Below are 14,949 nucleotides of genomic sequence, written 5' to 3' on the forward strand. Positions count from 1 at the left end.
GTCAGCCCTTGGTGGCACCGGCGGTGATGCCGGTGACCAGCGAGCGCTGGAGGAGCAGATAGACGATCAGACTGGGGACCAGGGCGATCACCGCACCGGCCAGCACCACTCCGGAGCCGACCTCGGGGTCGGTGCGCAGGATGGACAGGGCGACGGTGACCGTGTAGTCGGTGGGGTCCTTGGCGGCGATCAGGGGCAGCAGGTACTGGTCCCAGATCATGATGAAGCCGAGCACCCCGGCCACGCCGAGCGCGGGCCTGCACAGCGGCAGGATGACCTGCCACAGCATCCGCAGCTCGCCCACGCCGTCGATGCGGGCGGCCTCCTCGATCTCGGCGGGGATGTCCTTCATGAACTCGGTGAGCACCATCACCGAGAACCCCCACGCGCCGAGCGGCAGGATCACGCCCCAGACGGTGCCCTTCAGGTCGAGGCCGACCACGGGCACATGGCCGAGGACCAGGGACAGCGGGATGGCGATGACCTCCTCCGGGAGCATCATCGTCAGCATGAACAGGGTCAGGACCAGCGCCTGACCGCGGAACTTGTGCCGGGCCAGGGCGTACGCGGCGAGCGTGCAGACGACGAGCTGGAGCAGCAGTGCGCCGCCCGCGATGACCAGGGAGTTGCCGAAGTAGTCCCAGATGCCGCGCTGACCGGCCACCTCGAAGTTGAGCAGGGTCGGGTGGTGGGGGAGGAACGACAGGGTCGAACCGCTGGCCTTCTCGCTGAACGAGCCGGAGAAGATCGTCAGGAACGGCGCCGCGAAGACGCCCAGGGCCAGCAGGCAGAGCAGGACGCGCAGCGCCCAGGCGGGGCCGGGCCGGTCGCTCCAGCCGAGGGCGGTGTCGAAACGGGCGGGGGTGGTGTGCTGCTTCCCGGCGGACTGCCGCGCGGGGGAGGCGGTCACCGGTGTCCGGACGGGCTCGATGGCGGGAGCGCTCATCGCGCGTCTCCCCTCTTGCGGAGGTAGTTGACCGTGACGGTGAGCAGCAGCGTCACGCAGAGCAGGACCACGGAGGCGGCCGAGGCGCCGCCGATGTCGTTACGGGTGAAGCCGAGGGTGTAGGCGCGGGTCATCCACACGTCGGTCGAGCCGGCCGGGCCGCCGCCGGTGAGGACGTACACCTCGGTGAAGACGCGCAGTCCGCGGATCGCGGCCAGAGTGAGGACGATGCCGAGGGCGGGGCGGATCGCCGGCAGCGTGATGTGCCGCAGCCGCTGCCACAGCGAGACGCCGTCCATCGCCGCGGCCTCGTACAACGACCGGTCCACGCCCGCGAGGCCGGCGAGGATGATCACCATGTTGTACGGGGCGAGCATCCAGATGCCCATGGCCATCGTCGCCCACAGCGCCGTGTCGGGGTTGTCGAGGTAGGGCACGGGCCCCAGGCCGAGCAGTCCGAGACCGCTGTTGATCAGGCCGTCGGAGGTCGGGTAGTACATCAGCCGCCACATCTCGCCGACCACCGCGGTGGCGGTGACGACGGGCAGGAACACGGCCGTCCGGATGATCTTCAGCGACCAGGCCTGGCCCTCCAGCAGCAGCGCCAGCGCGAAGCCGACGACGATGCCGCCGAGGGACATCCCGAGGCCGAGGAGCAGGGTGTGCCCGATGGCGTCCTGGAAGCGGTGGTCGCTCAGCACCCGCGTGTAGTTGTCGAGGCCGACCCACTTGTCACCGAGGAAGGGCCGCACGTCGAAGAAGCTGAGCCAGACGCCCTTGCCCATGGGCAGGAACTTGAAGACGAGGGCGAGCAGCAGGGCCGGGGCGAGGAACAGCCAGGGCAGTACGGCCCTCTTGCCCGGGAACCGGACTCTGCGGGGCCCGGGCGTCGTCACGGTCGCGGTCATTTCAGCAGCTCCTGGTCCTTGAGGTCACCGGCGAGGGTGTCGTTGAGCTCCTTCAGGCCGGAGCGGACGTCGCTGCCGCAGTACGTGAAGATCGCGTTCAGCGCGTCGGCGGTGTCCTGCTTGATCGGGGCGAAGTCGGGGGCGTTGGGGAACTGCACGGAGGCCGTCTCGTACGCTTTCTGCACGACACTCCAGCGGGGGTCGTCGCGCACCTCGGCCGCGTCGAGGGTGGAGTTCACGGGGATGCGGACCACCGGCTGGTGGTCGCCGGTCATGGCGAGCGTCTGGCCCTCGGGGGAGATCAGGAACGCGGCGAGCGTCTGCTCCAGCTTCGCCTTCCCGGTCTTCGCGCCGAAGTAGATGTTCTCGCCGTCGGCCAGCACGTCGTTGTTGCCGGCCGGGCCCGACGGCGCGGGCAGCACCTCGTACTTGTCCTTGCCGAGCGCCTTGTCGAAGGTGGAGATGTTGTACGGGCCGGTGAGGTACATCCCGGCGTTGCCGTCCTGGAAGTTGGTGGTGTTCGCGGTGACGGAGGTCAGGGCGCTGGGCTGGATGACACCGTTGTCACCGCAGAAGAGGTTGTCCTTCATCCAGGTGACGGTGCGCAGGGCGGCCGGGGAGTCCATGGCGGGCCGGTAGCCCGAGCCCTCCTTCTCGAGGATCCGCACCCCGCCCTGCCACAGCCAGCTGGCGCCCCACCAGGCGACATAGCCGTTCTGCGCGCTGCCGGGCACGACCATCCCGTACGTGTCCTTCTTGCCGTCCCCGTCCGGGTCGCGGGTGGCGAAGGCCTTGGCGAGGGCGAGCGTGTCCTGCCAGGTCTTCGGCTGCGGCAGGCCGAGCTTCTCGCGCCAGTCCTTGCGGACGAACAGCGTCATGGCCTGCCGGGAGTACGGGATGCCGTAGTGCCTGCCGTCGCGGCCCACGGTGGACGCCCAGGACTTGGCGGTGATCTCGTCATGGCCCGCGATCGAGGCCGGGGTGATGGGCTTGAGCAGGCCCTGCGCCTGGTAACTGCCCATCAGGGCCGTGTCGTTGATCATGACGTCCGGCAGGTCCTTGGTGGACGCGCGGCTCTGCAGCTGTTGGTCGAAGTTCATGACCGGCTGGTAGTCGATCTTGATGCCGGTCTTCTTGGTGAAGGCGGCGAACACCCGGTCGTAGGTCTGGGCGGACTCCGGGTCGCTCCGGGTCCACACCTCCAGCGTGTTCGGATCGCCGGCCCGGGCGCTGCCGGAACCGGAGCCGCAGGCGGCCGTTCCGAACAGGAGCCCCGAGACGGCGAGCGCGGCAGCCAGGCGGCGCGCGCGGCGGAGCCGCATGTCTATGCAGCGTCGGCGATCCCGCATGGATGGTTCTCCGTTCATATTCGTGAACTGCCTTCACGAATCTAAATGATCGGCCAAGCTACGGATTGTTTCCTCGCCATGTCAAGACATGGCCGAAAGATTTCACCTATGCCACACGCGGCCCGGATAGGGCCCGGAAACGACAGCGGCCCCCACCGGATGGACCGGTGGGGGCCGTCTGCGAGGAGACCGGGAGGTCAGCCGTTGCGCTGGGCGTTCTTCTCCTTGATGCGGGCCGCTTCCTTGCGGACCTCCGCCTGGGTGGCACGCTCCCGCACCAGCCACTCGGGGCTCTCCTGCTTCAGCGTCTCGATCTGATCGGAGGTGAGGGGCTCGGTGACGCCCCCGCGGGCGAGCCCCGCGATGGAGACGCCGAGCTTCGCCGCGACCACCGGGCGGGGGTGCGGGCCGTTGCGCCGCAGGTCCTGAAGCCACTGCGGCGGGTTCGCCTGGAGCTCGTTCAGCTCGGCGCGCGAGACGACACCCTCCCGGAACTCGGCGGGGGTGGCCTCGAGGTACACACCCAGCTTCTTGGCCGCGGTAGCGGGCTTCATCGTCTGGGCGCTCTGGTGCGACGTCATGCCGTCCAGCCTATCGAGCGTGTGCACGAGCCCCGACCACGGCCGGTAACCTGGCCAGGTGACAGGCTCGGATGAAACTCGCCCGTTCCGGCTCGTATACGTCCCCGGGGTGATGCCCGACAAGTGGGTGCGCGTCTGGAGCGAGCGGTATCCCGACGTCCCGTTGACCCTCACGCAGGTGCCCGCCGCGGCGGCGGCCGAGCGGTTGCTGGGCGGGGACGCCGACGCGGGCCTCGTGCGGGTGCCCGTGGACCGTACGGTCTTCAGCGCGATCCCCCTCTACACCGAGCAGACCGTCGTCGTGGTGCCCAAGGACCACCTCGTCACGGCGGTCGACGAGGTGTCGCCCGAGGACCTCGCCGACGACATCGTGCTGCACCCCCTCGACGACGTCCTCGACTGGGAGACGCTTCCCGGACGGCCCGCCTTCGAACGCCCCGCCACCACCGCCGACGCCGTCGAACTGGTCGCGGCCGGCATCGGCGTCCTGATCGTCCCCCTGTCGCTGGCCCGCCTCCACCACCGCAAGGACCTCACCCACCGCCCGCTCAAGGACGCTCCCGAGTCGCGCGTGGCCCTGGCCTGGCCCGAGGAGGCGACGACGGACCAGGTCGAGGACTTCATCGGCATCGTCCGCGGCCGCACGGCCAACAGCACCCGGGGCCGCGCGCGGCCCGCGGCACAGGACCAGCCCGGGCGTACGGAGAAGCAGGGAGCCCGGCGGAAGCCGACAGCGGCCGGGCGGCCGGGCGCCAACCGCCGCGGAAGCGGCAACGGCGGTACCGCGAAGGGCGGCAGCAAGCGGGGCAGGCCTCGCCGACGGTCCTAGCTTCCGCGTGAGCCGGTGTTCGCCGCTGTCCACGCCTGCCGGCAGGGGCGCTCAAGCCTTCATTCCGGTGCCCGGGCCCCTGCGGCCCGGGCGCGGTGTCCGGCCCCGCTCACCCCGCCGACGGCGACGGCTGCGGCGCCCCGAAGGACGGGTTGGGGGCGACCGTCTGGAAGTCCTTCAGATCCTCGGGGACCGGCAGCACGCGGACCGGCGCACCCTGCTGCGGAGGCGGCGGTGTCGTCTGCTCCTGGGGCAGCTTGGGCGGGGCGGTGATCTGGAAGCTCACCTGCTCCTGGTTGATCAGGCCGGTCTTCTCCAGGACCGTGATGTGGTCGAGAACGGTGTCGTTCGTCATGTCGGCCAGTTCCCGCACGAGGCTGTTGCGGGTGGTCGCCCGGATCTTGGCGATCGTCGGGAAGATGCCCCCGTGCGCGACACGCATGATGGTCACGGCCGTGGACTCGAACTCCTTGCCGGAGCTGCCCTCCGCCGTCGCCACGAACTGCTGCTGCTGCGGCGACGGCTCGTTCGGCAGCGTGATTCCCAGGTCCGTGGACACCTTGCGGCACCCCGCGTCCAGCCGGCCGTGACCCACGAGCAGATGCTTGGCGACTTCCTGCATCTCCGGCGACGAACTCCGCTGCTGGATCAGCTGCCCCAGCGGGTACTCCCACAGCCCGGCCGCGCGCACGCGGACCACGAAGTCGCGGTCCGCCTCGGTCAGCGGACCCCACTGGGTGTTGGCGATGATGCGGTCCTGACCGGAGGCCGCGTTCTCCACGCCCAGCATGCTGGGGTAGGCGAGTGCGGTGAGCGTGAGGATCATCGCACCGCCCACGAACGCGGTTCCTGCCGTGCTGCGCGAGATGCGCATCGTGCCTCCTGGGATATGAACGGCCCAACGCCAGGAAGTACGGATGCCGGGAGCGAAACAATCACCGCTGCCGCAAAAAACTTCGTACGACGCGCGGGCCGTTCAAGCATCTGAACGGCCCGCCGCGCACGGGCGGTTCAGGGCCGGTACGAGGCCGCGCCCGCCGTGCTCACCACCCGGTCGCCGTCCGTCCTGCTCAGCAGACCGGCCGCCACCCACGCGTCCACCGTCGACCGGACCCGGGCCACCAGCGCCCCCTTGTTCCGGAACGGTGCCCCGGCCCACACCTCGTCCAGGAGTGTGGTGCCGTCGGCCTTCGCCGGGTTGGCGACGCCGGAGTCCCGGCCGCCGAACACGAGCTTCGGCTCCGAGCGCCGGAAGTAGGCGTGCGTCGGGTCCTCCGTCCCCTCGGAGAAGGGGGCCCACTCCCGGCCGTCCAGCGTGAAGTGCAGCGGCTTGCCCGGCACCGGCGTGAGGGAGTGCGCCAGGTCGCCGGAGAGACCGGCGTCGCCGTACAGCCCGACCTTCAGCCACTCCGTGGCGGCATCGCGGGCCACCAGGTTGACCGGGCCGTGGAACAGGGTCTGCAGCGACGGGTCGTCGAGGGCCTTCTCCACCCGCGTCCGGAACGGCATGGCGATGCGGAGCGTGTCGCCGGCCCGCCAGGTCCGGGACACGTCGAAGTAGCTCCCCGGCTTCGGAGTCCCGGACACCGCACGCCCGTTGACGGTCACCCGGAACCCGCCCGTCGCCCACGACGGCACGCGCAGCCGCAGCGTGAACGAGGCCCGCCCGCCCCCGAAGGTCAGGGTGCTGCCCTGCTCCTCGGGGAAGCGGGTGGTCTGCGTGACCGTGACGCCCTTCTCCGCCCAGGTCAGCGTGGACGGGCTGTACAGATTGACGTACAGGGCGCTGCCGTCGGACTTCGCGAAGTACACCGAGTCCTGGTACTTCGTGGCGCTCTCCATGCCGGTGCCCTCGCAGCAGGTCGTGCCCTGCTTGGGCGTGTAGTCACGGACATGACCGGGCGTCAGCCCGATGAAGTACGTGACGAGCGGCTTCTCCGCGTCTGGCCTGTCCTGCTTCGAGCCGAGGACCTGGTTGTACAGGGCCCGCTCGTAGTAGTCCATGTACTTCGGGTCCTGCTCGTGGAAGAACAGGGTCCGGCTCAGCTTGAGCATGTTGTACGCGCAGCAGGTCTCGGCCGTGGTCGCGCTGATCGTGCCCGCGATGACGTCCCGGGCCTTCCAGAACTCCTGCGTGCTGGTGCCGCCGATGCCGTACATGCGGTGCGGGACGACCATGTCCCAGAAGTTCTTCGCCGACGTGAGGTAGCGCTCCTCGCCCGTCTCGTCGTACAGCCGCACATAGCCGGTGAAGATCGGGATGTGCTGGTTGGCGTGCAGCCCGTCGAGGATGTCGGTGTCCGCGGCGCACGCGTCGATCAGCCGGTCCAGGTCGAACAGCTTGGCCAGCGCGAGATGTTCGGCCTTGCCGGTGATCGTGTGCAGGTCGCAGATCGCCTCGACGATGCCGCCGAACTCGCCGCTGGAGAAGATCCCCCACATCCGCTGGAGCGTGGACTCCGGCAGCCTGGACAGCCGGGAGTACATCCAGTCGCACATGCCGGACGCGAGGTCCAGGGCCCGGTCGTCGTCCGTGGCGGTGTAGGCGTCGAGCAGACCGCGCAGGATCTTGTGCGCGGTGTAGTACGGAGCCCACACCTTGGTGTAGTCGGAGGTGGTCCGTGACTCCAGGTCGATGAACTGCGTCTCCGGGTACGCCGCGAGGAACCCGGGGTGGCTCGGCCCGCCCCAGGTGCGGCGCAGGGTGGCGGTCAGGCCCCGTCCGGAGGCGTCCGCGAAGGTCCCGCCCGACGTCTCGCCGAAGGCGTACGACGCCAGGTCGCCCCGGCCCGTCGAGGCGTCGACGGCCGGGCGGCTCTGCAGCTCGGTGATCTCGGCGGCGGTCAGTGCCCGCGAGAAGACGTTGAACTCCTCGTAGGCGCCCGCGAAGACCGGGTCGGCGGAGTAGTTGGAGCGGCCGAGCCAGTTGTTCTTCGGCGTGCCGAGCGCCGAGGGGGTGAGTGTCATCGCGGTGTTGCGTCCGACGGCGGTGCCGTTGACGTAGAGGGTGCCGGTGCCGTCCGCGAGGGTGACCGCCAGGTGGCTCCACCGGTTCAGCGGCAGCGGGGCCGTGCCGTCGATGGCCTGCTCGCCGCCGGCGCCCGACGTGGTGATGGCGAAGCGCGGCACTCCGGCCTGGTTGCGGGCGGCCAGGTACAGGTACCGGTTCGTGTCGTCGCCGAAGTCGAGGACCCGGGCCCAGTTCGCGTCGTGCGTGGGCCGCACCCAGACGGAGAGGGTGATCGCCGGGGCCCCGCCGAGCACGGCCGCCGGAAGGTCCACGTATTGGTAGGAACCACGCACCTGGTCCGCGGCGGTCCCGAACTTCCCGGGGATGCTCAGCACCGCCGGATCACGCCGCAGCGCCGCGCGCACCTCGGTCAGCGCGCCCACCATGGTGCCGATCCGGTCGGCGAACATTCCCTCCCCGGTGCTGCGGTACGCCTGCGCCAGCATGGTCAGGAAGTGGCCGGTGTAGTGGCCGCGCAGATTGCCGTTGGCCTCGCCGTCCAGCCCCTCCCAGCCGCCGGGCGCGACCGCGCCGCCCGTGGCCAGACCGGCGTTGGCGCGGAACACCTGCAGCAGCCGGTTCACGTCGTAGCCCCGCGCGTGATCCAGCATCAGCTGCCGTTTGTCCGCGAAGACGCCCCGGCCGAGCGCCACTTCCTCCAGTCCGAAGGGCCGTACGGTCCAGGCGGACGGGGCGGCGGCCGCCGCGAGCGCCGCCGCCGCGGGGGCCGCCGCGGCCCGGCCCGTCGCCGTATGGGAGAGCGCGGGGACGGCCGCGGCGAGGGTCGCGGCCTGGAGAAGGGATCGTCTGGACAGGGGCCGTGCCATGGATGGTCCTCCACGGGTCCACAGTGCTCACCAGAGTTCGGAATATCGAACCTTGTGCGAGAGGTCGACCAGACCCTAGGGAGGGGACGGGAGAGCGTCAACGGGTCGGGAGCGGCGAGTTCAGGAAAGGCCGGCCGAGCGTGCCAGCCAGTCGTACGCCGTCCGTGCCGTGAACTCCTCCTGGCCGCCCCGCAGGAGCAGGCCGGCGGTGGCGAACTCCGGTGCGTCCGCCTGCGCCGGGACGTACGGGATCGCGATGCAGCGCATCCCCGCCGCGTGCGCGGCGGCGGCGCCCGGGGCGGCGTCCTCCAGCACCACGCAGTCGGCCGGGTCCGACCCGAGCCGGCGGGCCGCCTCCAGGAAGACGTCGGGGGCGGGCTTGCCGCGCGCGACCTCGTCGGCCGAGACGACGGTCGGCAGGAGGGCGGCCAGGCCCGTGCCGGACAGGACCGCCTCGATGGCCTCGGGGGAGGACCCGGAGGCCACGGCCATGGGGACGTCCTCGGCCGCCAGCAGTTCGACGAACGCCCGCATCTCGGGGTACGCGCGCGTGGAGGTGCGGGCCAGCTCCAGATAGCGGCGGTTCTTGTCGCTGAACAGCTCCTCCACGGAGGCCCGCAGGCCGTACCGCTCCTTCCAGTCGGCCACGGTCTCCTGCGTGCTGATGCCGACGTACCGCTCGTGGTCCGCCCAGCTGAAGCCGGGGACGCCGTGCTCGGCGAGGGTCTGCCGGCCCGCCTCGTAGTAGTTCGGCTCGCTGTCCACGAGCGTTCCGTCGAGATCGAAGATGACCGATACTCCATGGAGATTGCTCATGGCGCCCATGCTCTCAAAGATCATCTGCGGGCCGACCGCCCGATCGACTCCACCAGCGGCAGCAGCCGGTGCGGGACGCGCTCGCGCAGGGCGACCTCGGTGCGGGTGCGCACCACCCCGGGCATGCTGATCAGTTTCTGGACGACGTCCTCCAGGTGCGCGTTGTCCCGCGCCACGACCCGGGCCAGCAGATCCCCGCCGCCCGTGATGGAGAACGCCTCGACGATCTCCGGGACCGCCGCCAGCGCGTCGCCCACCTCGTCGAGATGGCCCTGGGTGACCTCGATGTGCACGAACGCCAGCACCGGATGCCCGAGCGCGGCGGGGGAGAGGGCCGGCCCCGTGCCGGTGATCACGCCGTCGCGCTCCAGACGGTCCAGCCGGGCCTGGAGCGTGCCCCGGGCGACCCCGAGGATCCGGGCGTACTCGCGCACGCTCGTGCGGGGCCGCTCCAGCAGCAGCCGCAGGATGCGGGTGTCGAGCTCGTCCACGGCCATGACGCCGGCCTCCTCGTCCGTTGGCTCTGCCGCGGCCGTGCCCCGGCCGCTCGCGCTGTACCAATGGCCCAGTCTAAAAGGAGGCTGTTGAGCCAGTGGCGTCCGGGATGCTGATATGGACGCGTCGATGGCGCTGCGGACCCCGCGGCGCCTTTTCCATGCTCATTCCTGTCCATGCGCGAAGGGGGCGGTAAGCGGTGCTGAAGAGGGTGTTCTGGGCTCCGGATCCGGGACGGGCGCGGTTGCGGTTCGCCACGCGCGCGGTGCTCGGCATCTCGCTCGCGGTCGCCGTGTGCGGCCTCGCCGGGCACTCCCTCACGGGTGCCGTCACCGGCGGTCTCGCCGCCCTGCTCGCCCTGTTCACCGTCACCGATGCCACGGTCCGCGGCCAGGCCGTCACCACCGCGCTGCTGCCCGCCGTCGGGCTGCCCGTGCTCACCGCCGCGGCCGGACTGCACGACCACCCGGTGGCCCGGGACCTCACCTTCCTCGCCGTGGTCGGCGCGGGCGTGTACGCGCGCCGCTGGGGTCCGCGCGGCCACAGCCTCGGCGTGTTCGCGTTCATGACCTTCTTCGTGGCGCAGTTCCTGCACGCCACCACCGGTCAGCTGCCCGAGCTGTACGCCGCGGTCCTGCTCTCCGTCCTCACCGCCGCCGCGGTGCGCTTCGGGCTGTGGTGCTACGAGCGCCGCCTGCCCCCGCCCGCCGCGCCCGCCCCGCCGGGCGGCACCGGCCTGGCCCGGGTGACCACCCGCCAGGCGATCCAGGCGACCGCCGGGGCCGGTTTCGCCCTCGTCGTGGGACAGCTGATCTCCGGACAGCGCTGGTACTGGGCCGTCGGCGCCACCTGGTGGATCTTCGTCAACACCACCTCGCGCGGCGAGACCCTGGTCCGCGGCTTCCGACGGCTGCTCGGCACGGTCATCGGCATCGCCCTCGGCCTCCTCGTCGCCCTGCCGGTGCACGGCGACCCGACCGTCACGGCCGTACTCGCCGCCGCCTGCGTCTTCGGCATCTTCTACACGGCCGCCGTCTCCTACACCTGGATGATGCTCTGGGTCACCCTGCTCGCCGGGCTGCTCTACGGCCTCCTCGGCGTGCTCGGCCCCGGACTGCTCGCCCTGCGGCTCGCCGAGACCGGCGTCGGGGCGCTCGGCGCCGCGCTGGCCGTGATCCTCGTCCTGCCCGTCACGACCCACAGCGTCACCGACGCCTGGATCCAGCGGGCCCTGCGCTGCGTCCACGCCTGCGCCGCCGAGACCGCCCGGCGGCTGGCGGGCGCGGCGGACGCCGACCCGGCCCCGCGCGTGGCCGAGCTGGAGCAGCTGCTCGCCCGGGTGCGGCTCTCCGTCGCCCCGCTGGTGCACCCGCTGAACCCGATGCGGGGCCGCAAGCGGCGGGCCCGGCACGTGCTCGCCCTCCTCGACGCCTGCGCCCGGGAGGTCCGCGGCCTGGTCGCCGTCGCCGCCGACCCCGAGGCCTCCCACGACGCCCGCCTCGCCACGGCCTGCCGGCGGGTGGAGGCCGCGGTCGAGGCGCTCACCCAGGGCGGGGACGTCCTGGTCCAGCCGGACGGACCGTCCACGACAGAGCCGGTCCTGGCCCACCTGCACGGCCTGGAACGGGCCCTGGCCGAACTGGCCCGGCCACTGCGCGCTCCTTCGGGTTCTCCATTGGCGGGGGCGTGAGGCGGTCGAGGCGGCCGGCCTGGCCGCGAGTCGGTCGGCCGGTGCGTACTGCTTCCGGTTCTCCGTCGGGGGGCTTGGTGCGGTCCAGGCGGCCGGCCCGTCCGCGAACCGGACGGCCGTTCCGTGCTCCTTCGGGCTCTCCGCCGGCCGGTGCCTGAGGCGATCCCGCGCGGCTGTCGTCGGGCGCGTCCGCCGGCGTCGGTGTGGGCCACGCCCTCCCGACTCCTTGACCCCTTGGTCTAGACCGCGCATGATCGGCTGCGCGGTCGTTCCGGGCGGCCCGGGGACGAGAGGGGACAGCGGTGGCGGACAGCGGCAGGCGGCGGGCGTTCATCGGGTCGTTCACGGCGGCCGGCGGCCCCGGCATCGTGACGGCGCGAGCCGACCCCCACAGCGGCGCGCTGACCGTCCTCGGCAGCGTCGACTCCCTGCCCGACCCCTCCTACCTGGCCCTCTCGCCCGACGGCGACACGCTGTACGCGGTCAGCGAGACGGCCGAGGGCGCCGTCGCCGCGTACCGGGTGGACGGGGACAGGCCCGAGCCGGCCGGGCCGCCCGTGCCGGTCGACGGCAACGGGCCGACGCACCTCGCCCTCTTCGACGGGCATCTCCTCACCGCCAACTACGGCTCCGGCAGCGTCACCGCCGTCCCCGTCCGCCCCGACGGCACCCTCGCACGGTCCGCCTCCGGGATGCTCCGGCACACCGGGGCGGGCCCGCACACCCCGCGCCAGCAAGGGCCGCACGCCCATCAGGTGCAGCCCGACCCGAGCGGCCGCTGGGCCGTCAGCGTCGACCTCGGCACCGACTCCGTGCGGGTGTGCACGCTGACGGACGGTGCCCCCGCCCTGCACCGCGAGAGCGCCCTGCGACCCGGCTCGGGGCCGCGTCACCTGGCCTTCCACCCGGACGGCGGGCACGCGTACGTCGTCAACGAACTCAGCCCGTCCGTCACCGTCTGCCGCTGGGACGCGGCCGCCGGCGTCCTGACCCCGCTGACCGAGACCCCGGTCCTGCCCGGCGCGCCGGCGGGCGACGCCTGGCCGTCCGGCATCGCCGTCTCACCCGACGGGCGCCACGTGTGGACCGCCACCCGCGGTGAGGACGTCCTGTCCGTGCTCGCCGTCGAGGGGGAGGGGCTGCGGCTGGTCGCCACGGTGCCCTGCGGCGGCCACTGGCCGCGTGCGCTCACGGCGTCAGCAGGCTTCCTCTACGTCGCGAACGAACGCTCGGGCGACGTGACCTGGTTCGCCGCGGACCCGCACACGGGAATCCCCGAGCGAGGCGGCTCGATCAGGGTGCCGGCGGCATCCTGTGTGGTCCTCGACTGACGGGCCGGGGGGAGGGGCCTGAAGGGGCGCGGGGAACTGCGCGACCAGCCGCAACGGACGCGCACCCGGCCACCGACCCCGCCTCGAACGGCGAAGGCCCGCTCCGAAACGAAGCGGGCCTCCTGGCAGGCGTCAGCGAACCGGCGCCCCCTGCGGCTGCTGCGGCGTGATCCCCAGCGCCGTCGTGTACTTGGCCAGGGCCAGCTTCCCGATCGCCGGGTACGCCCCGAGTGACTCCGCGGCGGAGCACTCCGCCTCCTTCGCGGCCTCCTCGACCAGCACCGGCTCGATCTCGGGCCCGATCAGGTACGGCGCCAGGGCCAGCTGCTGCGAGCCCGAGGACCGCAGCTGCTCGGCGACGGACGCGATGGAGCCCTCCTGGTCCAGGGCCGCCGCCATCACCGGCACCGCGAGGCGCGCGGCGAGCAGCATGCCGGTGATCCCGGCCGCCTGCACGGCCTCGTCACCGCCCACGGAGGCCAGGATGATGCCGTCCGCGGCGGTCGCCACGGTGAACAGCCGGGCGCGGTCCGCGCGGGCCAGACCGGCCTCGGAGAGCCGCACGTGCAGCGCCTCGGCGAGCAGCGGGTGCGGGCCGAGGACGTCGGTCAGCTCGGCGGCGACCCGGCTCTCCATGAGGGCCTGGCGGACCTGGCGCAGCAGAGCGCTGTCCGGTCCGGCGAGCAGCGGCACGACGACGGCGACGGGGCCCTCCGGTGCCTTGACGTCCAGGCCGGCGGCCCGGGCCTGCTCGAAACGGGCCGTGCGCTCCTCCGCGGCGTGCACGAGCACGGCCTGCAGCGAGGGGAACTCCGCGTTGTCCCCGTCCAGGTACCCGATGCGGGCGTCGAGGCCGGGCAGCTCGGAGCGGGCGATGCTCACGACCTCCTCGGCGAGGCTGCGCGTGGCGCTACTGGGCGTCCCCGGCACGGCGAGGACGAGCGCGGGCGCGCCCTCGGGAGCAACCAGCGGCTCGGGACGGCGGTGCCGTCCGGGCTGGCGGGGGCGCGGCATTCGTACTGGCAGGCCATCCGCGGGCCCAGTGGGGGAACTCATGGCGCCGCATGTTACTGGCTTATTGGGCTCCCCTGTTCGGGGAGGGGGCAGGTGAGCGGTATCCGTCCGGTTTTGTCTGATGAGTTACGCACGGATCGGACGCGATCGGATCAATCACCCGACAGGGTGGTAACGGAGAGCATTGCCGCATCACCCGGCAGGGTGAGCGCACCGGCGCTCAGCTCCGCCGCCATCCGCACCGCGCCGTCCAGCGGATCGCCGTCGGCCGGCACCCGCCGCACCTCCGGCAGCCGCTGCGCCAGCTCCTCGTCCAGCGGCCCGAGGAGCGGCTCGCCCAGCTTGAACAGGCCGCCGGTGACGGCGACGCGGGCTTCACCGGCTGTGGGGCACACGGCCGCCGCGGAGTCGGCCAGGTGCCGGGCGGCGGCGCGCAGGATCCCCGCGGCGACGGGGTCACCGTCCGCGCAGGCGGCCACCCGGGGCGCGAACGAGGCGAGCACGGCGGGCCGGTCCGGCCGTGGATACAACGCGCCCGGCAGCCCCGCCACGGGACCGAACACCTCCTCGGCGCACGCCAGCAGCCGGGCCGAGCCGCCCTCGCGCCCGTCATACGCCCGCAGAGCGGCTTCCAGACCTGCCCGGCCGATCCAGGCCCCGCCCCCGCAGTCGCCGAGCAGATGCCCCCAGCCGTCCGCGCGGCGCCAGCCGGTCAGGTCCGTGCCGATCGCGATCAGGCCCGTACCGCCGGCGATCACCGCCCCCGGCCGGGGCCCGAGGGCACCCACGTACGCGGTCACCGCGTCGGCGGCGAGCGCGACCCTGCGCACCCCCAGCTCCCGGGCCAGGGCACCCGGCAGTTCGGCGCGCAGCGCGTCCCCCAGGGAGGCGAGCCCGGCCGCGCCGACGACGGCGGCGGTCAATGGCACCGGCCCGGCCTCGGCGGCCGACGCGCGCACCAACGGCAGCAGGCGCGCCAGGAAATGGCCGGGGTCGATGCCCCGCTCACCCGTGCGGACCGGCTCCCCGGACACCGCCCGGGCCAGCGGACCGCGCTCGGCGGTGCCCACGACAGCCCGGAGTCCGGACCCGCCGGAGTCCACGGCGAGGAAGCCGGAGCCGTCCGACGCGGGGGTCATCACGGGACGCGGCA

At 72.5% G+C, this 14,949-nt stretch carries 13 protein-coding genes; 3 read left to right on the forward strand and 10 right to left on the reverse strand.

From position 1 onward, the window contains the following. Position 1: 1 nt before the first annotated feature. From ABZ386_RS07010 to ABZ386_RS07025, 4 genes are all read right to left on the reverse strand, one after another. Positions 2 to 946, reverse strand: coding sequence for a carbohydrate ABC transporter permease (locus ABZ386_RS07010; protein WP_351336824.1), 945 nt, complete (start codon positions 944 to 946; stop codon positions 2 to 4). Further along, positions 943 to 1,854, reverse strand: a complete 912-nt coding sequence (locus ABZ386_RS07015) for a sugar ABC transporter permease (RefSeq protein ID WP_358964017.1) — start codon at positions 1,852 to 1,854, stop codon at positions 943 to 945. Before ABZ386_RS07015 ends, ABZ386_RS07010 begins: the two co-directional genes overlap by 4 nt. Then, entirely contained in the window at positions 1,851 to 3,176 is a 1,326-nt protein-coding gene (locus tag ABZ386_RS07020) for a sugar ABC transporter substrate-binding protein (protein WP_351336822.1), read from the reverse strand. Before ABZ386_RS07020 ends, ABZ386_RS07015 begins: the two co-directional genes overlap by 4 nt. A gap of 224 nt (positions 3,177 to 3,400) precedes the next feature. Beyond that, positions 3,401 to 3,784, reverse strand: coding sequence for a DUF5997 family protein (locus ABZ386_RS07025; protein ID WP_358964019.1), 384 nt, complete (start codon positions 3,782 to 3,784; stop codon positions 3,401 to 3,403). 58 nt (positions 3,785 to 3,842) lie between these two features. On the opposite strand from ABZ386_RS07025, the gene ABZ386_RS07030 reads away from it, so the two are divergent. Continuing rightward, positions 3,843 to 4,613: a LysR family transcriptional regulator substrate-binding protein gene (locus tag ABZ386_RS07030; protein WP_358964021.1), complete on the forward strand. Its 771-nt coding sequence runs from the start codon at positions 3,843 to 3,845 to the stop codon at positions 4,611 to 4,613. Between the two features lie 109 nt (positions 4,614 to 4,722). Here the strand turns inward: ABZ386_RS07030 and ABZ386_RS07035 are convergent, their stop codons facing one another. From ABZ386_RS07035 to ABZ386_RS07050, 4 genes are all read right to left on the reverse strand, one after another. Next, the gene (locus tag ABZ386_RS07035; protein WP_114250541.1) at positions 4,723 to 5,487 is read right to left on the reverse strand and encodes a DUF4142 domain-containing protein; all 765 of its coding nucleotides are present in this window, start codon (positions 5,485 to 5,487) and stop codon (positions 4,723 to 4,725) included. Between the two features lie 137 nt (positions 5,488 to 5,624). Next, positions 5,625 to 8,450 carry a beta-L-arabinofuranosidase domain-containing protein gene (locus tag ABZ386_RS07040; RefSeq protein ID WP_358964024.1) on the reverse strand — a complete coding sequence of 942 codons (2,826 nt, stop codon included), beginning with the start codon at positions 8,448 to 8,450 and terminating at the stop codon, positions 5,625 to 5,627. A gap of 120 nt (positions 8,451 to 8,570) precedes the next feature. Next, positions 8,571 to 9,266, reverse strand: a complete 696-nt coding sequence (locus ABZ386_RS07045; RefSeq protein WP_358964027.1) for an HAD family phosphatase — start codon at positions 9,264 to 9,266, stop codon at positions 8,571 to 8,573. A 20-nt stretch (positions 9,267 to 9,286) separates the two neighbouring features. Beyond that, positions 9,287 to 9,763: an Lrp/AsnC family transcriptional regulator gene (locus tag ABZ386_RS07050; protein WP_351336806.1), complete on the reverse strand. Its 477-nt coding sequence runs from the start codon at positions 9,761 to 9,763 to the stop codon at positions 9,287 to 9,289. A gap of 197 nt (positions 9,764 to 9,960) precedes the next feature. Between ABZ386_RS07050 and ABZ386_RS07055 the strand changes: the two genes are divergently transcribed. Together ABZ386_RS07055 and ABZ386_RS07060 are read left to right on the forward strand one after the other, a co-directional pair. Further along, a complete protein-coding gene (locus ABZ386_RS07055; RefSeq protein ID WP_358964030.1) occupies positions 9,961 to 11,451 on the forward strand; it encodes an FUSC family protein in 1,491 nt (496 codons plus the stop codon). 302 nt (positions 11,452 to 11,753) lie between these two features. After that, the gene (locus ABZ386_RS07060) at positions 11,754 to 12,782 is read left to right on the forward strand and encodes a lactonase family protein (RefSeq protein ID WP_358964033.1); all 1,029 of its coding nucleotides are present in this window, start codon (positions 11,754 to 11,756) and stop codon (positions 12,780 to 12,782) included. 132 nt (positions 12,783 to 12,914) lie between these two features. Here the strand turns inward: ABZ386_RS07060 and ABZ386_RS07065 are convergent, their stop codons facing one another. After that, a complete protein-coding gene (locus tag ABZ386_RS07065; protein WP_351336798.1) occupies positions 12,915 to 13,838 on the reverse strand; it encodes a hypothetical protein in 924 nt (307 codons plus the stop codon). A 110-nt stretch (positions 13,839 to 13,948) separates the two neighbouring features. Next, on the reverse strand, positions 13,949 to 14,935 hold the full coding sequence (locus ABZ386_RS07070) for a BadF/BadG/BcrA/BcrD ATPase family protein (RefSeq protein ID WP_351337154.1): 987 nt from the start codon (positions 14,933 to 14,935) through the stop codon (positions 13,949 to 13,951). Between the last annotated feature and the right edge of the window lie 14 nt (positions 14,936 to 14,949).

This window comes from Streptomyces sp. NPDC006140 (genome assembly GCF_040628815.1).
Taxonomy (GTDB): domain Bacteria; phylum Actinomycetota; class Actinomycetes; order Streptomycetales; family Streptomycetaceae; genus Streptomyces.